This is a genomic window from Actinomadura sp. NAK00032, assembly GCF_013364275.1.
Taxonomy (GTDB): domain Bacteria; phylum Actinomycetota; class Actinomycetes; order Streptosporangiales; family Streptosporangiaceae; genus Spirillospora.
Genome location: NZ_CP054932.1, coordinates 7,366,030 through 7,386,485, shown reverse-complemented (window position 1 = coordinate 7,386,485; position 20,456 = coordinate 7,366,030). Strand labels below are relative to the sequence as shown.

Below are 20,456 nucleotides of genomic sequence, written 5' to 3'. Positions count from 1 at the left end.
CTCGTCCCCGCGCGACTGCCTACGCTACATGGGCGAACAGGACCAAAGAGCATATTCGCCCGGCCGTCCGCGGGTCCCCGCAGGTCAGCGCGTCGCCAGCCCGGCGAGGGCGGCGAGCAGCCGGTCGATGTGCTCCTCGCTCGTCCCGATGCCGATGCTGGCGCGCACGGCGGCGGCGTCCCCGCCAGCGAGGTGCCGGACGAAGGGGTGGGCGCAGAACTTCCCGTCCCGGACGCCGATGCCGTGCTCCTCCGACAGCGTAAGCGCCACGTCGCGCGCGTTCCACCGGTCCACGGTGAACGACACGATCCCGACGCGCGGCGCCCGCCCGCCCCACAGGCTCAGCTCCCGGACGGACGGGATCGCCGCGAGCCCTTCCCGGAGCCGTCCGACGAGCGCCTCCTCCCGCGCGGCGAGGTCGGGGAAGGACGCGGAGAGCGTCTCGCACGCGGCGGCCAGCGCGATCGCGCCGAGGACGTTCGGCGACCCCGCCTCGTGCCGCTGCTCGGCGGACGCCGCCCACCGCGTCGTCGCGCCGACCGACGCGCTCGCGCCGCCGCCCTTCAGGTAGGGGTCGGCGGCGCGCAGCCAGTCGGCGCGCCCGGCGAGCACGCCGGCGCCGAACGGCGCGTACAGCTTGTGGCCGGAGAACGCGGCGTAGTCCAGGCCGAGCGCGGTCATGTCGAGCGGCCGGTGCGGGACGAGCTGCGCCGCGTCCACCGCGATGCGGGCGCCGTTGCGGTGCGCGACCCGCGCCAGCTCCTCGACCGGCCACAGCTCGCCGGTGACGTTGGACGCGGCGGTGACGACGAGCAGCCGCGGCCCGACCGGGCACGACCGCAGCGCCCGGTCGGCGGCGGTGATGGCCTCGGCCGGGGTCGCGGGCGCGGGAAGCCGCACGGCGCGCTTCCACGGCAGCAGGGAGGCGTGGTGCTCGGACTCGAAGACCACGACGCTCGTCCCGGCGGGGACGGCGTGCGCGAGCAGGTTCATGGAGTCGGTGGTGTTGCGGGTGAACACGACGGCGGAGCGGCGCCAGGCGCCGAGGAACGAGCGGACGGTCTCGCGGGCCTCCTCATACGCGCCGGTCGTGACCTGGGACGCGTAGCCCGCGCCGCGGTGCACGCTGCTGTAGTACGGCAGCGCGCGGGTGACCGCGTCCTGCACCGCCTCAAGACAGGGTGCGCTGGCGGCGTAGTCGAGGTTGGCGTAGGGGACGCGGCGGCCGTCGCGCAGCGGCACCGGGACGTCCGCCCCGATCACGTTAGGGATCCGGCGAACCCGGACCCCCTCGGTGCGCGTCTCAGCGGGCGTGATGGGGGAGCGGGCGAGCAGCGTGGGCATGCCGGGACCTTCCAGGGTCTGGGACCCCGGGCCACAGGTCGGGATCCGCGCTTGCCGGGACGCGGTGTTGCGTCCGGCCAGGTCCTCACCCGGGGCACCCCATCGCGGACGAAGGGTTGCCGGCCAGCAAGCCGGGGCTTGACGCTGGCGCTCATGACCTAATGCGGAATTATATGCGGGTCCGTTCGGGGATCAAGCGGGAGGGGATGCGATGCGGTACGGGGTGGCGCGGGCGCTGGCCGGAGGCGTGGTGGTGCTCGGCACCCTGAGCGGGTGCGGGATGCTGGGCGGCAACTCCGACGAGGTGTGCGCCGACACGAAGAAGGTGCTCCAGCAGTACATCACCCAGGTGCGGAGCGTTCCGGCGGCCGAGCCCGCGCAGTGGAAGCAGGCGACCCAGCGGCTCGCCGGACAGCTGGAGGGGCTCGGGAAGAAGGCCGACGACGCCGCGCTGAAGAAGGCGCTGCTGGCGGAGTCGGAGAAGCTGAGCACCGCCGCCCCCGCCGTCGGCACCGGCGACGTCTCCCAGCTCAACACCGTGATGAAGGAGACACCCGCCAAGATCGGCAAAGCCTGCGACTGAGCCCGGCGGGCCGGCGGGGCCGGTGGGTCGGTGAGGCGGGCTCAGCCGCCGATGCGGCCCCCGCCGCCGCCCCCGCCGTCGCCGGTACCGCCGTCGCCTCCGTTGTCTCCGCCGCCGTCGCCACCGCCGTCACCGCCTCCGCCGGTGTCGCCGTCACCGCCGCCGTTGCCGCCGCCCCCGCCGTCCGGGGGCTGGATGATGGTCGGCAGCCCGGTCGGCGGGGTCGGGATGTCCGGCACCTCCGTGGGCGGCTCCGGCTCGGACGGGCCGGTGGTGCGGGGCGGCTGCGGTTCGCCGGGGCCGCTCGGCCGCGTCGGCAGGCCGTTGCCGGTGCCGGGCCGCATCGACGGCGACCCGAACGACTTGGGCTCGTAGTCCTTGATGTCGACGGCGTCGGTCATGTAGGTGCGCCAGATCTGCGCGGGCAGCTGCCCGCCGTACGCGCCGTAGCCGGGGATGTTCAGCGGCTTGCCGTCGCTGCGGAACATCGCGACCGACGTCGCCATCTGCGGGATGAACCCGTTGAACCAGATCGCCTTGCCCTTGTCGGTCGTGCCGGTCTTGCCCGCGACGTCGCGGCCGTCGGGCAGCTGGGCGCCCGTCCCGGTGCCGCCCTGGACGACCTTCTGCATCGCGTACGTCGCGTCCCGCGCGTTCTGCTCGCCGAGCGCCCGCTTGCCCTTCTCGGTGAACGTGCGCTTGTGGTCGTCGTTGTCGGTGACCGACTTCACCACGAACGGCGCCCGGTACACGCCCTCGGACGCGAACGTCGAGAACACGCCCGCCTGCTGGACGGGGTGCAGCGACACGATGCCGAGCGGGAACGTGGGCGCGCTGCGCTGCGCCTTGGTCATCTGGCTCGCCGGGATGCCCATCTTCTCGGCCATCTCGGCGATCTTCTCGGTGCCGATGTCCTGGCCGAGGTTGACGTAGGCGGTGTTGATCGAGTTCTGGGTGGCGGTGACGAGGTTCACCGTCCCGAAGCTCTGGTTGCTGTCGTTATGGATGGACGACCCGGCGAACGTCTGCGGTGAGCTGCCGTCGTAGGTGGAGCTGAGCGACCGGCCGTCCTCCAGCGCGGCGGCCAGCGCGATCGGCTTGAACCCGGACCCGGCCTGCGCCCAGTCGCCGAACGCGCTGCTCAGCGCCTCCTCCAGGTAGCCGCGGCCGCCGTAGAAGGCGAGCACCTGCCCGGTGGCCGGGTCGACCGACACCGCCCCGGTGCGGATCTTCTTGCTCATCCCGTCGGGGGCGTTCTGGTTGACGGCCCGCTTCATCGCGTCCATCAGCCGCTTGTCGAACGTCGTGGTGATCTTCAGCCCGCTGCGGTTGAGCTCGTCCTCGCTGTAGCCGCGGCGCTCGGTGAGCTCCTTCTTGGCCACGTTGACCATGTAGCCCTTCTGGCCCTTGAGGACGTCGGTGATCTTCTGCTTGACCGGCGTCGGGAACTCCATCGCGGCGGCGTCGGCGGACGTCAGGTACCCGTCCCGCGCCATGTTGCCGAGGACGGAGCGCCACCGCTGCTCGGCGGCGGTGCGCTGGGCGCCGGTCGGGTCGGCGAAGTTGCTCGGCTGCTGGATCGCGGCGGCGAGGTAGGCGCCCTCGCCGGGCGTCAGCTGGGAGACGTCCTTGCCGTAGTAGGCGTGCGCGGCGGCCTGCACCCCGTAGGCGTTGCGGCCGAAGTAGATCGTGTTGAGGTACTGCTCCAGGATCCAGTCCTTGGACTTCTCCCGGTCGACCTTCAGCGCGACCATGATCTCCTTGAGCTTGCGGGTGACCGAGCGCTCCTTGCCGATGCCGCCGTAGTAGTTGCGGACCATCTGCTGCGTGATCGTGGACCCGCCCTGCAACTGCTGCCCGGTCACGGTCGACCAGAACGCCCGCGTGGTGCCCTGCACCGAGACGCCCGGGTCGTCGTAGAAGCTGCCGTTCTCCGCCGCGATGACCGCGTTGCGGGTGCTCTCCGGGATCCGGTCGAGCTTGACCGCGTCCCGGTTGATGCCGGTCTTGGCGATCACGGTCTTGCCGTCGGCGTAGTAGAACGTCGGGCCCTGCGCGATCGCCTTCTCCTGCGGGGACGGGACGGGGGTGAGCAGGTAGGCGACACCGAACGCGGCGACGCAGAACCCGATGAACCCGAGCAGCAGGAACACCGTCCGGCGCAGGATGCGGGCCTTGCGGCTGCGCGGCTTGCGCGGGCCCCGGCCGCCGCGGCCCCCGCCGCTCCCGTCGCCGCCGCCTCCGCCGCCGTCGCTTCCGGGCGGCGGCGGTCCTGCGTGCTTGGACGAGGCGGCGGGCATGCCCTTGGTATCACCGCCGGCCGGCGCTTCGACACCGGCGGACGCCGAATCGGCCGCGAGATCGTCCGGTTCGTCGGCTAGATCACCTGGTTCGTCGCGCGCCGTTTCGCCGCCCTCTTCCGGAGCGGCTTCCGGAGCGGCTTCGGGGCCGCGTTCGGGGTCGCGCTCCGCGGCCGGTGATTCGCCCGTCTCGTCGCCGGAGTCGCCCGATTTAGGGGCCTTGTCGCCGTTCTGAGATATGCCGTCCTCGCCGGTGAATTCGGCGGCCCCGGCGGATTCCTCGGCCTCCGCGGTCAGCGTGGCGGTCGACGGACCGTCCTGGTCGGCCGGTGCCCCGGCCTCGGTGCCGTGCGGGTCCACCTCGGCGGCCCCGGTGGACGCGTCGCCCTCCGGGACCTTTTCGCTGTCGCTCACAAGCCCCCCGTGATTATTGCGTTACCGACGATACCTGAGGGGATCCGTGCGCCGGACGCCCAATGCGCGACCCGGGGCCTCCCAATAGGAGGACGGGCAATACGCGCCGCCGGTTGTCGTGACGGACGTCGCGATGCGCGCTTTCCCGCGACGTCCCGCGATGTCCCGCAAGGTTCGGCGACGTCCCGCAACGCGGAGCGGCGGGGGCCCGGTCCGGGCACCCCGCCGCCGTCACGCCGCCGGGCGCTACTTCTGGATCTTGGCGAGGATGTCCACGACGAACACCAGGGTGTCGGTGCCCTTGATCTTGGGCGGGCTGCCCTGCTTGCCGTAGCCCTCCGCCGGCGGCAGCACGAGCAGCACGCGGCTGCCGACCTTCGCGCCGGTGAGACCCTTGTCGAAGCCGGGGATGGTCGCCCCGGTGCCGATCGGGAAGGTCGCGGGCTGCTTGTTGTCCCAGCTGGAGTCGAACTTGTCGCCGCTCTTCCAGATCTTGCCGACGTAGTTCACCACCGCGTCGTCGCCCTTGGCGAGCGCCGGGCCGGTGCCCTCGACGAGCGTCTCGACCTGGAGCTTGTCCGGCGCGTCGGCGTCCGGGACCGTGATCTTGGGCTCCTTGGCGCCCTGGTCCTCGACCTTCGGCAGCTTCTTGTCGTCCAGCTTCTTCGCGGTGCCCTCGGGCTTCGGGTCCTTCGGGACGGCGGCCTGGATGTCCATGACGAACACCACCGCGTCCTTGTCGGTGATCTGCTGCGGGCTCAGCTGGCTGAGGTCCTTGGACGGCGGGAGCTGGAGCACGACCCGGCTGCCGACCTTCTGGCCGACCAGGTTCTTGTCGATCTCCTTCAGGCCGCTCTTGCCGATGACGAGGGGCCGCGGGCCGCTCGGCTGCTGGGCCTGCTGCTCGTAGGTGGAGCTGACCTTCTCGCTGGTGCTCTTGACGCGCGAGTTCTCGTCGTCCTTGTCCTTGGCCCACTTGTAGGTCGCGAACTGGACGTACACCGTGTCGCCGGCGGCGACCGCGCGGCCGCCGCCCTTGATCGGGTTGGTGATCTTCACGCTGGTCGCCGGCGCGAGCTTGGTGGGGATCTCGACCTTGGGCTCGGCGGCGAACTTGCCGGTCACCTCGATCACCGGGTCGGGCCGGTTGACCCACCAGTACACGCCGCCGGAGATCGCCAGTGCGGCCACCACGATCCCGGCGATCATCATCATCCGCCGCTTGCGCGCCTGCTTGGCGGTCAGCGCGGACGGGGCGGACGGCCGGTTCAGCCCGCTGCCCCGCCCGGCGCTGATGCCGTGCGGGGTGAACTCGGGACTGCGGATGCTCTGGGCGTTCGGGATCTTCGCCTTCGCCTTGACCGCCGGCTTGCCCCGGGGCTTGTCATCCTCGGACATGGTTCCTCACTTGCTCCGGGTTCGACGACATCACGAACGTGACCACCCTTCCAGGGCCGGGCTAAGCGCAGCGTGAAAACCGTGCAAAGGAGGCCGACCCGCAATCTACCGGTCACGCGTGGATCGCGGTGCCGTCCGGCAGGGGACAGGAGAAGCCGCCAGGATATCCCCGCCGGGGCGATGACTCACGCGCTCCGGATGGCAGGCTGGGGGAATGCGCCTCGCGACGTGGAACGTCAACTCGGTGAAGGCCCGGCTGCCGCGCCTTCTGGCCTGGCTGGACGAGACGAAGCCCGACGTCGTCTGCCTGCAGGAGATCAAGTGCCGCGCGGACCAGTTCCCGTCCGGCGACGTCGCGGAGCTCGGCTATGCCACCGCCGCGCACGGCGACGGCCGGTGGAACGGCGTCGCGGTCCTTTCACGGGTCGGCATTGAGGACGTCTCCAACGGATTTCCCGGCGAGCCCGTATATGAGGGTGAAGCCGAGGCGCAGGCGAAGCTGACGGAGCCCGTCCTCCTCGCCCCGGAGGCCCGCGCGATCGGCGCCACGTGCGGCGGTATAAGGGTCTGGTCGCTGTACGCGCCGAACGGCCGCACCCCCGAGTCGGTCCACTACCGCTACAAGCTCGAATGGTTCGCGGCCCTCCGCGACGCGCTGGCCGCCGAACTGTCGGCGGGGGCGCCGCTGATGGCGACCGGCGACTACAACGTGGCCCCCACCGACGACGACGTCTGGGACCCGTCCGTCTTCGTCGGCTCCACCCATGTCACCCCCGCCGAACGGCAGGCCCTGGCCGAACTCCGCGAGCTGGGCCTCCACGACGTCGTCCCCACCCCGATGAAGGGCCCGCACCCCTATACCTACTGGGACTACCGGGCCGGCGCCTTCCACAAGAACCTCGGTATGCGCATCGACCTCGTGTACGGGAACGACGCTTTCGCCGAGCGGGTCAGGTCCGCCTATGTCGACCGGGAGGCGCGCAAGGGGAAGGGGCCGTCCGACCACGCCCCGATCGTCGTCGACCTGGACTGACGTACGGGCCGCCCGGTTCACCGGGCGGCCCGCCCCTCTCGCCGGTCAGCGGGTCAGAACTTGCCGGCCTTCACGTCCGCGAACGTCACCCGGGACGTGTGGTAGTAGATCGTCCTGGACGGTGTGTCCGGCGCCACGGCGGTCAGCGCCACGGGCTGGCCCGTGCGGGCGTCCACGACCAGCGTCTCCGCGAAGTTCCCGTTGGCCGGCCAGCTGTCGGTCAGCGTGATCGTGGCCCGTCCGGCGGTCGTGGTCTTGCTGACCTTGACGTTCGGCATCGTCGCCATGATGCGCAGCACCCCGGCCCGGACCTGCGGGTTCTTCGGCGCCGCGACCAGCGCGTCGATGGAGTTCGACCAGATGTGGTTGTCGGTGATCTGCTTTTTCTCCTCGGGCGTGCGCGGCTTCGGCGGCACGTACTTCTCGCCCCGCTCCTTGGCGATGCTCTTGAGCTTCTCCCGCAGCGCCCGTTCGGGGTCGGGGTTCGTGCCCGGGGCGAGGTTGGCGACGGCCATCCGGGCGCGCGCGGTGCCGAGGTCGCCCTTCACCGCGAAGAGCGCCACCGCGATGCGGCGCTTGAACGACTCGTCGCCGGCGTTCCTCTTGATGGCGCGGCGCAGGGCGCTCTTGTCGTTGGCCCAGTAATAGGTGCCGTCGTCGGTGTAGAGGTCGATGCCGTTGCCGGCGATGGCGTCGCTGGTCGGCGACTGGTTGCGGACGGCCAGCGTCGCGTCGCCCGGCTCGGCCGCCCGCAGGGGCGTGATCTCCGAGACCAGCTCGGTCAGGATCGGGTTCGCGCCGCCGGACGTGGTCGTCGCGGGAGGCGCGCCGGGCGTCGACGCCGACGTGACGACCAGCGCCGCCGCCGCGCTCGCGGCGACCAGCGCGGCGGCGCTGAGGCCCACCGTGCGGCGCCTGCTCCACCGGGCGCGCCGGACGGGTGCGCTCTCCGGTGCCTCCGCCGCGGCCATCGCCGCGCGCAGCGCGGTCCTGGCGTCCTCGAAGGCGCGGGGCCGCACCGACTCGGCGTCCCGCACGTCCCTCAGCAGGTCCATTTCGTCGACCATCATCAGCTGGCCCCCTTCATCGAGTTGTGCTCGGTCAGCAGCGCGGCGATCTCCGGGGCGTTCCGCAGCGCCATGCGCGCCTCGTGCAGGTAGCGGCGCGCGGTCCCGGGCGGGACGCCGATCGCCCGGCCCGCGTCCGCGACGGTCAGGTCCTCCCAGGCGACCAGGGTCACGATCTCCCGCTGCTGCGGCCGCAGCCCCGCGAGGGCGCCGCGCAGCGCCGACCTGACGTCGACGCGGTCGTCCACAGCGGCCCACGGGTCCCAGCCCGGCGCCGCGCCGGCCTCGTCCGCCAGCGGCTCCTCGACCCGGCGGGACCGCCAGTGCCGCCGGAGCATGTTGTGCGCGACGCCGACCAGCCACGGCCGGGCGTCGGTGAACGCGCGGTCGTAGGCCGCGCGGGACGTGAACGCCGCGACCCACACCTCGCCGAGCAGGTCCTCGGCGGTCTCCCGGCCGGCCCGCCGCGCGAGGTAGGCGCCCACCGCGCCCTCGTGGCGCCGGACCACCTCGACGAAGGCGTCCTGGTCGCCGTCGAGCGACCGGGCGATCAACTCCGCGTCATCCGGATCAGATGTCATGACCCTCCTCGTCCATGGCTCGCCGTACACCCGGGAATTGCCGACGGGCGGGGCAAAGCGTTCGACGCAGGTCAGCAGGCCCGCGCCGGGAGGTGTCAGCCGGGGAAGCGGGCGAGGAGGCGGCGCTTGCGGGCGGCCGCGACGTCGGCCTGGTCGAGGACGGTGCAGCCGGCCGGCAGCAGCGAGGCGGGCTCGCCGGGCGCGAGGCACCATTCGGCGGGCATGCCCGGCCGGTCGAGGCGGGCGTCCTCGGTGAACGCCTCCCAGCCGAGCAGGCCGCCGGGCAGGACGGCCCCGGCCGCGCGCCCGAAGACGGCGCGGTCCCAGAACCCCGTGCACAGGACGAGCGCGTAGGCGTGCGGCGGCCGCCACGTCCCGAGGTCGGCCTGGACGAGGGTGATCAGCGGTGCGACGCCGCGCCGCCGGGCCTCCGCGCCGAGCCGGCCGAGCGCGACCTCCGAGATGTCGACGGCCGTGACGCGGCGTCCGGCCCCGGCGGCCAGCAGCGCGCTGCCGGACGGCCCCGACGCCAGGTCGAGCACCGCGCCGTCCGGCATCGGCAGCGCCAGCGCCCGCTCCGCCAGCGGATGGGCGGACGACAGCGCCGGGGCGCCGCCGTACTTGCCGTTCCACCGGAGCCGGTCCGGATGCTCGGCGAGTTCGGCGGGCACGTCGTCCATGCGGGCGACTCTAGCGGCGCTCCGCGATCAGGAGCATGAACATCGCCGTGGGGAAGCCCTTGCGCCACCACGGGTCGTCGCGCAGCTGCTCCGGCGTGGGGTGCGGTTCGCGCAGGTCCGCGATGACGAATCCGGCGTCTCGGAGCGTTCCAGCGTAGTACTCCAGCGGCCGGAGCCAGCTCGTGATGAGCGAGGGGGACTCCAGGCCGTCCACCAGGAACCGCTGGTCGACGCCGCGGGACGCGAAGTACTGCGCCGCCGGGACGCTGTTCATCGCGCCCTGCTCGGAGTTCTCCACGTAGAAGCAGGGGTGCAGCGTCAGCAGGACCAGCCGCCCGCCGCTCTTCAGCACCCGCCCGAACTCGCCGATCGCGCGCGCCGGGTCGTGCACATGGCTGAACAGGTGGTTGCACAGGACGACGTCGTACCGGCCGTCCTCCATGGGGAGGTCGTCGACGCTGGCGCGGGTGAAGGTCGCGCCGGGGGACGGGAGGGACGCCGCCGCGTCGATGAGGCCCTGCGCCGCGTCCACGCCGGTCACCTCGGCGCCCATCTCGGCGAGCGCGCGGGACAGGTAGCCCTCGCCGCACCCCGCGTCCAGGATCTCCAGGCCGGCGCAGGGCCCGACGGCGTCGAGGACGGCCGCGTCGGTCAGCTCGGTCCGGTAGCGGTCGCGGCGCTCCCTGATGACCTTGACCCAGTACTGCGCGTTGGCCTCCCACCTTTCACGCGTCAGATTCGCGATGGCTTGCGCCGAGTCCTCCACCGGCTCCCCATTTCGTCGTGCGGCCGTGTCCGGCGTCCGGCTCAGGCGAGACCCTTGAGCCGCCGGACCAGCGCGTTGCAGGTCTGTCTGGTCGTTCTGTCCCGGCAGTCGGCCCCGCGCAGCTCGAGTGCCTGGACGAGCTCGGCGAGCCTGCCGCCGAACGCGGGGTCGCGCTTCAACGCCAGCGGAATGTACGTCGACGCCAGGTAGTACAGGTAGGCGTCGTTGTACACCGCTATCTCGCGCAGCACCTCGGTGGCCGTATTGCGCAGCGACAGGGAGCTCGGCAAGGTGAAGTCGCTGCTGATCCGGCCGTCTCTGGTGTAGGTCGGGAACGCCCATTCCTCCAGCGCCGCGTACACGGGCGTCGCGTCGAGCTCCCGGCGGTACCGCTCGGCGAGCTCGAAGTCGTTCGCGCCGATCAGGGAGCCCATCACGACGCCGCGCATCATGAACGCGGCCTGGCGCCCGGGGACCTCGAAGCCGAGGTGGGCCTCCAGCTCCGTCACCTTGCTGACCTGGTGCGTGAGGATGTTCAGCGCCAGGATCGAATGGAACGAGTAGGTCTTGCGGTTCAGGCGGGGGGCCAGGTCGACGGACGCGTCGAAGAGCTTTTGCGGGTCCTGCAGGAGCCCGTGGTCGGTCGAGTAGATGGCTTCGAGCGCGCGGTCCTGCTCCTGGCCCCAGAACCGGGCGATGAAGGACGACGTCTTCTGCGTCGCCTGCCCGCGCACGATGTGCAGCGCGGCCTCCAGCGCGTTCAGCAGATGCTGCTGCGCGATGGGTGACCTCTCCAGGGCGCCCAGATCGACCGCGAGCCCTTCGTCGTGCAGGTCGCCGACGAGCCCGTCCCGCCTCTTGCGGACGGCGTGCGCCATCGAGTACTCGGCGATCCCCGGGACGGACGACATCAGGCTCTGCAGGGACCGCCCGCTGATCCGGTCCAGCCATCCGGTGTTGTCCCACAGCCGGAAGACCGTGCTCTCGTCGAGCCCGGAGAAGGCCGCCACGTCGGACATGTTGAGGCCCATGTCCCTGGTGATGTCGGAGAGGGACCTCGGCGCACCGTCCGCTGTCATCGCTCGCCCTCGCGGTGGCAATTGTCGACGCCTCGATCCTAGCGAAGCGCCGGCCACCGAGGGCGGGCGAACGGCGGCGAGCAGCACGGCCGTCAATGCCACCCCGGGGCGTCCAGGAGGCCCCCGCCCGCCTGGACCGCCCGCGCCGGTGCCGTCACGGCAGCCGCCACTCGTTCCGCACGCCCACCCCGAACCAGAACGTGAACGTCCCGCCGCGGTCCCGGTGGGCGCCGAAGTCGGCGGCGAGCGCCTTGAGCACCGCGAGCCCGCGCCCCCGCATCGGCAGGTGCGCGTCCTCCGCGCTCCCGGGCGCCGGCCCGCCGTCGGTGACCTCGACCCGGACGTACCGGTCCAGGTGCAGCACCGACAGCGTGATCGTCCCGTTCCGCCGCGGCCGGCCGTGCAGCACCGACCCGGTCACGGCCTCGCTGGTCAGCAGTTCGAGGTCGCCGAGCTCCGTCCGATCGGCGCCGAAGTGCTGTCCGACGAGCTCCCGCACGTAGGACCGGGCGAGCCGCACGGCCGGCGGCGTCGCCGCCAGGTCGATCTCCCCGATGAGCCGCCCCGACGAGGCCTTGCCGTTGTGCCAGGCGGACGGGCCCCCGAGTTCCAGCGATGGCGCGGGGGGCGGCAGCAGTCCCCCCGAGCACGCGTCAGGTGCGTTCATGGCGGCGTTGGCTTCACGTCTCCGTGTCGGGCTGTAAGCGAACATGAGTTCTCAGACCAAGTCGAAGTAGGACGTGGAAGTGGAACAACCCCACCCTGACGCACCCCGCACACTCCGGTCACGAACCCTTGCACGCACGCAACCCGCCTACCGCACCCAGCGAACCTCACACAACGTAACCGCCCCCGGCCCGCTCAGCCGGTCAGGATTCCGATCACGGTGCCGATGGCCCCGGGAAGCAGGATCAGCGCTGCGATGATCAGGAAGCGGTAGAGGGGCGCCCGGCGGCCGGGGAGCGGCTGCGGCGGCGGTCCCAGTGCCGAGGGCCGGAGCGAGGTGAGGGAGGTGACGTAGTCGAGGCGGGTCACTTGCCCTTCGCGGATCTCCACCGTGGTTCGCACTGCGTCCTCCGGCTTCTGGTGACGGGTCCAGGCGGTGAACTCGTACTCGCCCGGAGGCAGGGGGTAGTGCCACCTTCCCCAGCCGAAGGCGACCGGTGTTCCGTCGATGGCTCCCTGCGGCTCGTTGGCCTGCATGGTCCTCGCTGGGTTCCTGCTCCACGCGGCGAGCAGGACGGATCTCGTGGACCGCAGTTCGAGCGCGCCATGCCCTGCCGGAGGCTCGGCGCTCACCGCGCTCATGCCAGCGTCCTTCTGAGCAGGATCAGGCCGCCCATCAGCACAGCGTCCACCACGCCGATGCTCAAGACGAAGAGGGCCGGGAGCAAGTGGACGCGCAGGGCCTGGGCCGGCTGGCGCGCCAGCCGCACGCTGAAGGGAGCAGGCCCGGATTCGTTGTACTGGACCTCGATATCGGTGACGGTTCCGGGCTGGACGTCGATGTCCAGGCGCAGCGGGGGAGCGCCGTCGACGGTGAGCCGGTGCCTGCCCGGCGGCATCCGGTAGTACCAGTCGCCCCAGCCGCCGGGCACAGGTTCGTCATCGATGGCGCATTTCAGCGTGGCAGGGCCGTGCCCGCCGGAGAGCCGCAAGACGAGCCCGCCGCCTTCCGGGCCCGGCTTCCGGCCGCGTTGTTCGCGAAGCGGTTCAGCGTCGATGGTCATGGCTCTCCGTCGATGGGGGTCCCTGGATTGAGCAGTTCTTCAATGCTCTTTCCGCCGGAGCCGCCGTCGTCGGATCCGCCGTTGAGGATGCCGATTCCCTGGTCGGCGGCCCAGCCGCCGCCCTTGATCGCGCCCTCCCGCGCGGCGCCCTCCACGGCGCCCGAGAGCCGGGATCCGGTGAGGCGGTAGGGAGCGCCGGGCACGTAGTCGATCGCCTTGCCGCCCTTGCCGATCATCTTCTGGCCCGGCGCCGACCTCGTGAGGAACTCGGCGATGTCGTCCAGCGACATGGAGATCGACTCGGCCAGTTCCCGGTACCTGCCCGGCAGGCCGACGGCCTTGCCGAGCAGGCCCCACAGGCCGTCGTCGACGTCGGCCCGATGGTCTTGGCGGCGGTGCGGAGGGCGCTCTTCTCGACGCCGAACTCGGTCATCGGCCCTCCCGGCGCGGGGGGTCGTCGTCGAGGGAGATCTCCGGGAGGCGGGCGTTGACCATGCCCACCACGTCGAAGGCGTCGCCGACCGATTCCTGGACGCGCTCGGCCAGCTGCCGCGCGACCTGCGCGGACGCCTGCTGGATCGTGGTGAGCAGCAGCTCTTCGAGCTCCGGGCTCTGCTTGCGCATGGCGCGGGCGGAGAGCTTGATGTCCTTGACCGCGCCGCCGGGCAGGACGGTCACGGTCACCGTCTCGTCGTCGGAGACGGCCGTGGCCTCGAGTTGTGCCAGGTCGGTGCGCAGCTGCCGGTACTTCTTGAGCTTCCCCTTGGCCTCTTTGTCCAGATTCGCCAGGAACTCATCCGGGTCGTCGTTGGCAGGCATGACGATGAGGACCTTCCTCATGCAAAGGATGGCTGCGGGGTCTGCGGCAGAATATTGGTTTTGGTCAAGTCTGGTCAATATCGTCGCGCGATATGCCGCCTACCTGCACGGTCATGCCTTTTTGGACGACGTTCGGGTGGGTGGAACCTGATATCGGGTCGCCGAATTTCAGGTAACAGGTGGTCCGGATCCCGGGTGGTCAGGTGGCCATCCAGTGGCCGGTCGTGGACCAGCCGAGGAGGCGGCGGGTGTGCGCGGCCGACCCGGTGTCCAGGGTGCCGCCGGCCAGGACGTGCCGCAGCCCGGCCAGCACGGGGTCGAGCCGCCGGACGGTGTGCGCCGGCTGCCGGTCCAGTTCGTCCTGCATCCAGGCGATGGCGGAGACCTGCTCCTTCAGGCTGCAGAGCGCCAGGTAGAAGACGGTCTGGCGCCAGGCGTAGGCGGCGTCCTTGACGGTGCGCAGCGGGCGCGGGTTGCCCTGGAGCCGCCGCACCAGGCGGTGCGTGGCGACGAACGCGCGGCGGGCGAGGTCGTCCCAGCCGTCCAGGGGGGTGACGCCGATCGGGTGGACGAGCACGGCCAGGTTGTGCGTGGTGAGGATCTGCGCCTGCTCGATCACCATTCCGTTGGCGGCCACCCAGCTCCCCGGTCCGCTGCCAGGGGTCCCCGCCCGCTTCACGCAGAGCTTGTCGAATCCATCGCGCATTGAACCGACGGCCGCGTAATCGATGCCGTAGTAGCGCGCGTAAAGCGTGCCCTCAAGGAGTTCGCCCGCCAGTTTCGCGGCCTTCAGGAATTTGCGCGTGAACGTGCCCATGAAGATGTCGGCGGCGAGTTCCTCGACGAACGGGGCGTCGGCGCCGGCCTGCCGGGCGAGTGCCGAGAGCTGGCCGACCATCGGGTTGGGGATGGCCGTTCCCGGAAAGGCGTGCAGCGTCAGGCCGCCGAGCTGCGTCAGCACGGTGTGCGCGTTCTCCTGCGCGGCACCGTCCGTCCGCCGGTACTTCCGGACGGCCTCGACCCAGGGGAGTTCGCCCATCCGCACCTGGTGCTCCAGGTTCAGCAGGAGCAGCGACCGCCGGTTCCGGAACGCCCGGTGGACGGCCGTCATCAGCGTGCGCAGCACCGGGTCCGGGTAGGAGAGCGCCGTCGTGGACGCCACCAGCTGCGGCACCAGGTCCGCCAGCACCTCCGCCGACCGGACGATCCCGCGCTCGGCGAGCGTGCTGACCGGTGCCTCCAGCGCCCTGTCGACCATGGTGCGGAGGCGGTCGGGAAGCTCGACCTCCCGCCCGTCGAGCGTGACGGGCGCGGTGAACGGGTCCGTGGACGGGACGCCCCGGTCCTGCGGCACCGCGTCCAGCCGCTCGATCAGGGCCTGCGCCAGCGCGTGGTGCGTGGGCCGCGCCGCGTGGGCGGCCTGCTGGTCGCGCAGGGCGGCGTGCCGTGCCTCGCCGGGCGCGCCGCGCTTCGCCACCATCGAGTCGATGGCGTGCCGGAGGAGCGGGGAAGGCCGCCGCCCGGCGAGCACCTCCGCGAGGGACATGCGCAGGATCGCCGCGTTCGTCTTGGGCTTGCGGTGCTTCGTGCAGAGCGTGTGCTCGGCGGCGAGGGCCGTGTAGCGGGTGAGCAGGGCGGAGCCGCGGTCCCGCCAGCCGTCCGGTTCCGTGGCGAGGATCTGGCCGTCCCGGACGGTCTCCAGCCAGTGCGCCAGCAGTTCGTCCGCGAACGGGTTCCAGACGGTCAGCGCCTCGTTCATCGCCGCGATCGCCGGGTTCGGGCGCCGGGCCGCCAGGCGCCGCCGCACGTCGCCGGCCGTTTCCCAGCTGACCAGGGTCGCGTCGCCGGGCGGCCGCGCGGCGGGCCTCGGCAGGAACCGCAGCGCGTCGGTGAACGGCCCGATGCTCTCCAGGACGTCCAGTGCCGCCGCCCGGTCCCCGGCCCGCAGCAGCCAGGCGACGGTGAGCAGCGCCGCCTCCTCGGGCAGGGCGATCTCGTACCGCCCGCTGTCGAGCAGCGCTTCGAGGCGGGCCAGCCCGGCGTCGGTCAGGTGGTGCGCGAACAGCGCGCGGCGGTCGGCGGGGATCCCGGCCCGCCGCGCCGCGGCCAGCTCGTCGGCGGTCAGATCGCCGCCCGCGGCCGGGGCGCCGGTGGCGAAGCCGCCCTTGACGACCTCGGGCGTCACCCAGGCGGGCAGCCCGGCGACGGGGGTGCGCGAACCGATCCGCAGCGTCCCGTCGTGCATGCCGGAGAGCACGCGCGACCAGCGGTCCACCCGGGCCTCGGCCCGGCGCCGCGTCTCGGCGTCCTCGTGCGACCGCGCGGTCGCGAGCGCCTTGGCCAGCTGTCCGGCGGCGTATCCGGGGTTCGCCCGCAGCTCCTCGTCCATGCCAGCGTGGCGGGTGCCGCCCCCGCGCCCTCCGGGAGGAAGCCCGGTGCTCTGCTGTTGAGCTACACGCTGTTCACGTCCACGCTAAAGATCAGGCATTTGCGGCGGCAAAGCATTATTCGCCGGGAACCCGTCCCCAAGCGGAGATCAGCGGCGCCAGGGTGAGGCCGAGACGGTCCGCGGCGATCGCCGCGAGGAGCCGCCGCAGCTCCCCGCTCGTGGCGTGGCCGCCGGCGATGAGCCGGTCCTCGACCTGGAGGATGGTCGCCGTCTCCAGCACCCCGCAGGCGGGCGACGCGATCGGGAAGTACGCGTCCGCGCGGACGTCGGCGAGGCCCGCGTCCCGCAGGATCCGGGGGAGCGTGCGGCCGTAGGCGAGGTCGGCGCCGCGCTCGGCGAGCAGCTTGCGGAACCCGCGCCGGACGCTGTTCGCGAGGCGCTCGTCCGGCCCGCGCCGACCTCCCAGCACCGCCAGCCCTCGCCCACCCCGATGTCGTCCAGGTGCCGGAACGTCCACGCGTCGAACAGCTCGGACATGGCGGCGAACCGGTCCCCGGCCTCGACTTGCCGGTTGCTCAGCAGATACTCCACCCGTCGATGATGGCGCCGCCCGGCGCCGGCGTCACGGGATCAGCCGGGGGAGGAGCGCGTCGCGGAGCGCGGTGAGGGCCCTGGTCTCGGTCGTGGCGGCCTCCACGCGGGCGGCCAGCGGGGCCACGAAGCCCTGGAACTCCCGGACGCGGGCGTCGCCCGGCCACGGGATCTCGAACGCGGCGATGTCGGGCCAGCGGGCGCGCGGCATCCGGGTGCCGTCGCCGACGGCGGACGCGTGCGCGATCACCTCGTCGCTCGCCAGCGCCGCGAGCAGCCAGCCCCGGTGCGCGGGCTCCTTCGGGCGGACGACGAGGATGTCGGTCGAGGCGACGCCGTCCACGAAAGCGAGCCCGGCCTTGTGGAAGTAGGGCCGCAGCTTGCCGAACAGGATGTCGCCGGAGGCGAAGCGCAGCTTCGCGCTGGTGACGCCGGACGCGTCCGCCCACGCCGACAGCCACATGCGGCGCTTCGGCATGTGCTCCAGCGCGATGTAGTTCTCGGCGCCGCCGATCCGCGCGGGCGGGACGTTCGCCCGGACGAGCTCTCCGAGTTCGCCGATGCGTATCGAGGTCGTGGCGTGGGACGAGGCGTAGCGGGCGCGGACGAGTTCGTCGGCGCAGGCCGCGATGCGCTCGTTGACCGCGATCTTGTCGTCCAGGGCGCCGAGGACGGCCGCCGCCGCGTCCTGCTGCGCCCTGGTCAGGCGTCCGGTCGTGAGGCGCTTCAGGATCCCGTGTGTGAGGAGGGGCTGCCCCGAGCCGATGCGGTAGCGGTTGAGAGCGAGCCGTTCCAGCAGGTAGTAGACGTAGCGGGGGTTCACCCCGTCCTTCGGCGCCGCGATGATGGCGTTGTCGGTGACCCAGCACGGTTCCGGGCTGTAATGGACGGCGCCGCAGTAGGTGCCCACGCGTCCGACGATGGTCGTGTGCGGGGCGGCGTTGCATTCACCGGACGTGCCGATGACGCCGTTGGCCCCGTAGGTGCGGTAGGCGGAGCCTTCGGCCGGACGCGACTTGCCGTTCGCGAAAGTGACGATCTCGCCGAGCGCCACGTCAGCCATCCAGGCGCCCCAGCTCCGCCCGGACGACCTGGTCGAGCCGCGCCGACTCGTCCAGATGCGCGAGCAGTTCGCGGGTGAGGCGCTCGACCCTGTCGTCCGCCGGCTCCGCACCGGACGACGCCTTAGCGGCACCGACATACCGTCCCGGCGTGAGGACGTGGTCATGGGACCTGATCTCGTCCAAACCGGCCGAATGGCAGAAACCCGGGACGTCAGAGTGGCCGCCGCTGCGCCAGGAACGGTACGTGTCGGCGATCCGGGTGATGTCGTTCCCCGTGAGGACGCGCTCGGTGCGGTCGACCATCGTCCCCATGTGCCGGGCGTCGACGAACAGGACCCGGTCCTGCGGGGTCCGGTCGAGGAACCAGAGGCACGCGGGGATCGGGGTGCTGCGGAAGAGCCGGTCCGGCAGCGCGACCACGCACGAGACCAGGCCCGCCTCCACCAGGGCCGAGCGGATACCGCCCTCGCCCGACTGCCGGGACGACATCGAGCCGTTCGCCATCACCACGCCCGCGCGGCCGCCCGGCCCGAGCTTGGAGACGATGTGCTGGATCCAGGCGAAGTTGGCGTTCCCGGCGGGCGGGACGCCGTACCGCCAGCGCGGGTCGCCGGGGTCGCGGTACCAGTCCGACATGTTGAACGGCGGGTTCGCCAGCACGTGATCGGCTTGCAGGGCCGGGTGCGCGTCCGCGTGGAAGGTGTCGGCGCGGCGGATGTCGCCGGAGATCCCGTGCACGGCGAGGTTCATCTTGGCCAGCCGCCACGTCCGCTCGTTGGCCTCCTGCCCGTGGACGGCGATGTCGGCCGGCCGCCCCCGGTGGCTGAGGACGAACTTCTCCGCCTGGACGAACATGCCGCCCGAGCCGCAGCACGGGTCGTACACCCGCCCCTTGAACGGCTCCAGGACCTCGACCAGCAGCCGCACCACGCAGGGCGGCGTGTAGAACTCGCCGCCGCGCTTTCCCTCCGCGCGGGCGAACTTCTCCAGGAAGTACTCGTAGACCTCGCCCAGCACGTCCCGCGCGGCCCGCCCGTCGAACCGGACGTCCCCGATCACCGCGACGAGTTCGCCGAGCCGCCGCTGGTCGACGCCGGTGAAGATCTTCGGGAGCGCGCCGTCGAGGGGCGGGTTGGCCCGCATGACCGCGTCCATGGCCGCGTCGATCCGCGCGCCGAGCGCGCCGGGCTCTGCGGGCTCGCCGGTGAGGTCGGCCCAGTGCGCCCCGTCGGGCACGGTGAACGACCCGTCGCCGGACGCGTCGGACACGTACTTGAGGAACACCAGCCCGAGAACGAAGTCCTTGTACTGCGCCGCGTCGACCGAGCCCCGCAGCGTGCCGGCCGCCTTCCAGAGGGCCTTCCAGAGGACGTCGTCCACCCGCGTGACTCTAGCGTCCGCCGCCGTGCCGCCCGGCGGCCGAACCGGGCCGATTCCCGGAAACGTCCCAACGGTGTGTAATGATTCGATTACCATCGGCGTTCATGGGAGAGCGGGCGCACTATGTGATCAAGGACGGCGGCTCCTGGGAGCTGTACTACTCCCAGTGGGGCGGGTACTCCATGGAGCTGGACATGCTCCCCGGGCCGGAGTTCGCGGAGCGGTTCGCGCGCGGGCAGCGGCGGGTGGACGCGTGGCTGAACGAATGCGAGTGCAGCGGGGCGGCCCTCATCGACCTCGGCGAGCGGCGGCTGCTCTGGTTCTCCGACTGCCTCGACGGCCCCGGCCACCGGGCGGCGGCGCTCGCCGTCCTGCGGCGGACGTGGCCGGCGGGCTGGCGGCTCGACTGGGCCTACGACGGGCTCCGCGAGATCGTCGGCGCGGTCGGGCAGGACGAGCGCGGCGTGCGCCGCTGGAGCGGCATCCCCGTGGCGGACGACATCCGCACGCCCGAGGAGTTCATGGCCGCGCTGCCGCAGTTCGAGCTGAACCCGGACGTCTACCCGCCCGGCAGTGAGCTGCCGAGGGAGCTGCCGATCCCGGTGCCGCCGGTGCGGCCGGCCGAGGAGGCGTCCCCGGCCACCCTGGTCACCGTCGTCCAGGGCGGCCTGACGCGCGCCTACATGGCCCGCGCCACCGCGTCCATGGTGATCGAGAACGGCGCCGCCTCGCTGGAGGCCTACCGGGGCTGGTCACCGGTCGTCTCCTGGCCGGCCTTCCCGGACGAGGGCGTCCACCTCGACGCCGACGCCAAGTGCGCGGGCGCCTGGACGCTCCGCACGCTCGACCGCATCCTGGACGAGGCCGGCGCGCACTGGCCGGGCTGGCAGTGGACGTCCTGGCAGGACCGCTACCGCGAGCACCTGGCACTGGCCGGCGGAGCGATCGCCCTTCCCGTGCCCGACCAGGCCGACCAGGCGGCCGGGCTCCGCAAACTCGCCGAGGAGTTCGAGCGCCACCAGAAGCTCGACGCCGGAACGCGCGGCGCCGCCGTCACCCTCTCCGTCGTCGGTGCGCTCACCCCCGCCGCCGAGGCCGCCGAGGCGCGGCTGCGGACGGCGATCGACAACGCCTGCGCGCACCGTCCGGCGGACGTCACCGCCGAGGAGCGCGCCCATGTCCGCGCGGCGTTCGACGCGCTGAGCTGACGCGCCCGGTGGACGCCCCCGGTGGACGCG

Annotated in this window: 20 protein-coding genes and 1 riboswitch; of the genes, 3 read left to right on the top strand and 17 right to left on the bottom strand. The window is 72.2% G+C overall.

The window, feature by feature from the left end:
* Positions 1-84: 84 nt before the first annotated feature.
* Positions 85-1,344, bottom strand: a complete 1,260-nt coding sequence (locus tag HUT06_RS33720) for an aminotransferase class V-fold PLP-dependent enzyme (protein WP_176199403.1) — start codon at positions 1,342-1,344, stop codon at positions 85-87.
* A gap of 42 nt (positions 1,345-1,386) precedes the next feature.
* Positions 1,387-1,503: riboswitch (SAM riboswitch) on the bottom strand.
* Between the two features lie 52 nt (positions 1,504-1,555).
* Here HUT06_RS33720 and HUT06_RS33715 point away from each other — a divergent pair.
* Positions 1,556-1,927, top strand: a complete 372-nt coding sequence (locus HUT06_RS33715; RefSeq protein ID WP_176199402.1) for a hypothetical protein — start codon at positions 1,556-1,558, stop codon at positions 1,925-1,927.
* A 41-nt stretch (positions 1,928-1,968) separates the two neighbouring features.
* Here the strand turns inward: HUT06_RS33715 and HUT06_RS33710 are convergent, their stop codons facing one another.
* Positions 1,969-4,641, bottom strand: a complete 2,673-nt coding sequence (locus HUT06_RS33710; RefSeq protein ID WP_254715519.1) for a transglycosylase domain-containing protein — start codon at positions 4,639-4,641, stop codon at positions 1,969-1,971.
* Between the two features lie 246 nt (positions 4,642-4,887).
* Positions 4,888-6,039: an FKBP-type peptidyl-prolyl cis-trans isomerase gene (locus HUT06_RS33705; RefSeq protein ID WP_176199401.1), complete on the bottom strand. Its 1,152-nt coding sequence runs from the start codon at positions 6,037-6,039 to the stop codon at positions 4,888-4,890.
* 214 nt (positions 6,040-6,253) lie between these two features.
* Here HUT06_RS33705 and HUT06_RS33700 point away from each other — a divergent pair, with 214 nt between their 5' ends.
* Positions 6,254-7,072, top strand: coding sequence for an exodeoxyribonuclease III (locus tag HUT06_RS33700; protein ID WP_176199400.1), 819 nt, complete (start codon positions 6,254-6,256; stop codon positions 7,070-7,072).
* A 53-nt stretch (positions 7,073-7,125) separates the two neighbouring features.
* Here HUT06_RS33700 and HUT06_RS33695 read toward each other — a convergent pair whose 3' ends face one another.
* The 14 genes from HUT06_RS33695 to HUT06_RS33630 all read right to left on the bottom strand — a co-directional run bounded on the left by HUT06_RS33695 (position 7,126) and on the right by HUT06_RS33630 (position 19,218).
* The gene (locus HUT06_RS33695) at positions 7,126-8,142 is read right to left on the bottom strand and encodes a hypothetical protein (protein WP_176199399.1); all 1,017 of its coding nucleotides are present in this window, start codon (positions 8,140-8,142) and stop codon (positions 7,126-7,128) included.
* The gene (locus tag HUT06_RS33690) at positions 8,142-8,720 is read right to left on the bottom strand and encodes an RNA polymerase sigma factor (RefSeq protein ID WP_176199398.1); all 579 of its coding nucleotides are present in this window, start codon (positions 8,718-8,720) and stop codon (positions 8,142-8,144) included. Before HUT06_RS33690 ends, HUT06_RS33695 begins: the two co-directional genes overlap by 1 nt.
* 95 nt (positions 8,721-8,815) lie before the next feature.
* Positions 8,816-9,400: a class I SAM-dependent methyltransferase gene (locus HUT06_RS33685; protein WP_176199397.1), complete on the bottom strand. Its 585-nt coding sequence runs from the start codon at positions 9,398-9,400 to the stop codon at positions 8,816-8,818.
* A 10-nt stretch (positions 9,401-9,410) separates the two neighbouring features.
* Positions 9,411-10,166: a bifunctional 2-polyprenyl-6-hydroxyphenol methylase/3-demethylubiquinol 3-O-methyltransferase UbiG gene (locus HUT06_RS33680; protein ID WP_176199396.1), complete on the bottom strand. Its 756-nt coding sequence runs from the start codon at positions 10,164-10,166 to the stop codon at positions 9,411-9,413.
* A gap of 41 nt (positions 10,167-10,207) precedes the next feature.
* A complete protein-coding gene (locus HUT06_RS33675; protein ID WP_176199395.1) occupies positions 10,208-11,245 on the bottom strand; it encodes a hypothetical protein in 1,038 nt (345 codons plus the stop codon).
* 154 nt (positions 11,246-11,399) lie between these two features.
* On the bottom strand, positions 11,400-11,912 hold the full coding sequence (locus HUT06_RS33670) for an ATP-binding protein (RefSeq protein WP_176199394.1): 513 nt from the start codon (positions 11,910-11,912) through the stop codon (positions 11,400-11,402).
* Positions 11,913-12,106: 194 nt separating this feature from the next.
* Entirely contained in the window at positions 12,107-12,553 is a 447-nt protein-coding gene (locus tag HUT06_RS33665) for a hypothetical protein (protein ID WP_176199393.1), read from the bottom strand.
* A complete protein-coding gene (locus HUT06_RS33660) occupies positions 12,550-12,975 on the bottom strand; it encodes a hypothetical protein (RefSeq protein ID WP_176199392.1) in 426 nt (141 codons plus the stop codon). The genes HUT06_RS33665 and HUT06_RS33660 overlap by 4 nt, the downstream gene beginning before the upstream one ends.
* Positions 12,972-13,265 carry a hypothetical protein gene (locus tag HUT06_RS33655; RefSeq protein WP_176199391.1) on the bottom strand — a complete coding sequence of 98 codons (294 nt, stop codon included), beginning with the start codon at positions 13,263-13,265 and terminating at the stop codon, positions 12,972-12,974. The genes HUT06_RS33660 and HUT06_RS33655 overlap by 4 nt, the downstream gene beginning before the upstream one ends.
* 139 nt (positions 13,266-13,404) lie before the next feature.
* Positions 13,405-13,815, bottom strand: coding sequence for a YbaB/EbfC family nucleoid-associated protein (locus HUT06_RS33650; protein ID WP_176199390.1), 411 nt, complete (start codon positions 13,813-13,815; stop codon positions 13,405-13,407).
* Positions 13,816-13,993: 178 nt separating this feature from the next.
* Positions 13,994-16,183, bottom strand: coding sequence for a hypothetical protein (locus tag HUT06_RS33645; RefSeq protein ID WP_176199389.1), 2,190 nt, complete (start codon positions 16,181-16,183; stop codon positions 13,994-13,996).
* Between the two features lie 115 nt (positions 16,184-16,298).
* Entirely contained in the window at positions 16,299-16,652 is a 354-nt protein-coding gene (locus HUT06_RS33640) for a hypothetical protein (protein WP_217711567.1), read from the bottom strand.
* Between the two features lie 153 nt (positions 16,653-16,805).
* A complete protein-coding gene (locus HUT06_RS33635; RefSeq protein ID WP_176199388.1) occupies positions 16,806-17,837 on the bottom strand; it encodes a restriction endonuclease subunit S in 1,032 nt (343 codons plus the stop codon).
* Positions 17,830-19,218, bottom strand: coding sequence for a type I restriction-modification system subunit M (locus tag HUT06_RS33630; protein WP_254715518.1), 1,389 nt, complete (start codon positions 19,216-19,218; stop codon positions 17,830-17,832). The genes HUT06_RS33635 and HUT06_RS33630 overlap by 8 nt, the downstream gene beginning before the upstream one ends.
* Before the next feature lie 104 nt (positions 19,219-19,322).
* Between HUT06_RS33630 and HUT06_RS33625 the strand changes: the two genes are divergently transcribed.
* The gene (locus tag HUT06_RS33625; protein WP_176199386.1) at positions 19,323-20,426 is read left to right on the top strand and encodes a hypothetical protein; all 1,104 of its coding nucleotides are present in this window, start codon (positions 19,323-19,325) and stop codon (positions 20,424-20,426) included.
* Positions 20,427-20,456: the final 30 nt, after the last annotated feature.

Bases quoted from the DNA above. Each gene is read 5' to 3' on its own strand.
- HUT06_RS33720 (WP_176199403.1), bottom strand. From the start codon at position 1,344: ATGCCCACGCTGCTCGCCCGCTCCCCCATCACGCCCGCTGAGACGCGC.
- HUT06_RS33715 (WP_176199402.1), top strand. From the start codon at position 1,556: ATGCGGTACGGGGTGGCGCGGGCGCTGGCCGGAGGCGTGGTGGTGCTC.
- HUT06_RS33705 (WP_176199401.1), bottom strand. From the start codon at position 6,039: ATGTCCGAGGATGACAAGCCCCGGGGCAAGCCGGCGGTCAAGGCGAAG.
- HUT06_RS33700 (WP_176199400.1), top strand. From the start codon at position 6,254: ATGCGCCTCGCGACGTGGAACGTCAACTCGGTGAAGGCCCGGCTGCCG.
- HUT06_RS33695 (WP_176199399.1), bottom strand. From the start codon at position 8,142: ATGATGGTCGACGAAATGGACCTGCTGAGGGACGTGCGGGACGCCGAG.
- HUT06_RS33690 (WP_176199398.1), bottom strand. From the start codon at position 8,720: ATGACATCTGATCCGGATGACGCGGAGTTGATCGCCCGGTCGCTCGAC.
- HUT06_RS33685 (WP_176199397.1), bottom strand. From the start codon at position 9,400: ATGGACGACGTGCCCGCCGAACTCGCCGAGCATCCGGACCGGCTCCGG.
- HUT06_RS33675 (WP_176199395.1), bottom strand. From the start codon at position 11,245: ATGACAGCGGACGGTGCGCCGAGGTCCCTCTCCGACATCACCAGGGAC.
- HUT06_RS33670 (WP_176199394.1), bottom strand. From the start codon at position 11,912: ATGAACGCACCTGACGCGTGCTCGGGGGGACTGCTGCCGCCCCCCGCG.
- HUT06_RS33665 (WP_176199393.1), bottom strand. From the start codon at position 12,553: ATGAGCGCGGTGAGCGCCGAGCCTCCGGCAGGGCATGGCGCGCTCGAA.
- HUT06_RS33660 (WP_176199392.1), bottom strand. From the start codon at position 12,975: ATGACCATCGACGCTGAACCGCTTCGCGAACAACGCGGCCGGAAGCCG.
- HUT06_RS33655 (WP_176199391.1), bottom strand. From the start codon at position 13,265: ATGTCGCTGGACGACATCGCCGAGTTCCTCACGAGGTCGGCGCCGGGC.
- HUT06_RS33650 (WP_176199390.1), bottom strand. From the start codon at position 13,815: ATGAGGAAGGTCCTCATCGTCATGCCTGCCAACGACGACCCGGATGAG.
- HUT06_RS33645 (WP_176199389.1), bottom strand. From the start codon at position 16,183: ATGGACGAGGAGCTGCGGGCGAACCCCGGATACGCCGCCGGACAGCTG.
- HUT06_RS33635 (WP_176199388.1), bottom strand. From the start codon at position 17,837: ATGGCTGACGTGGCGCTCGGCGAGATCGTCACTTTCGCGAACGGCAAG.
- HUT06_RS33625 (WP_176199386.1), top strand. From the start codon at position 19,323: ATGGGAGAGCGGGCGCACTATGTGATCAAGGACGGCGGCTCCTGGGAG.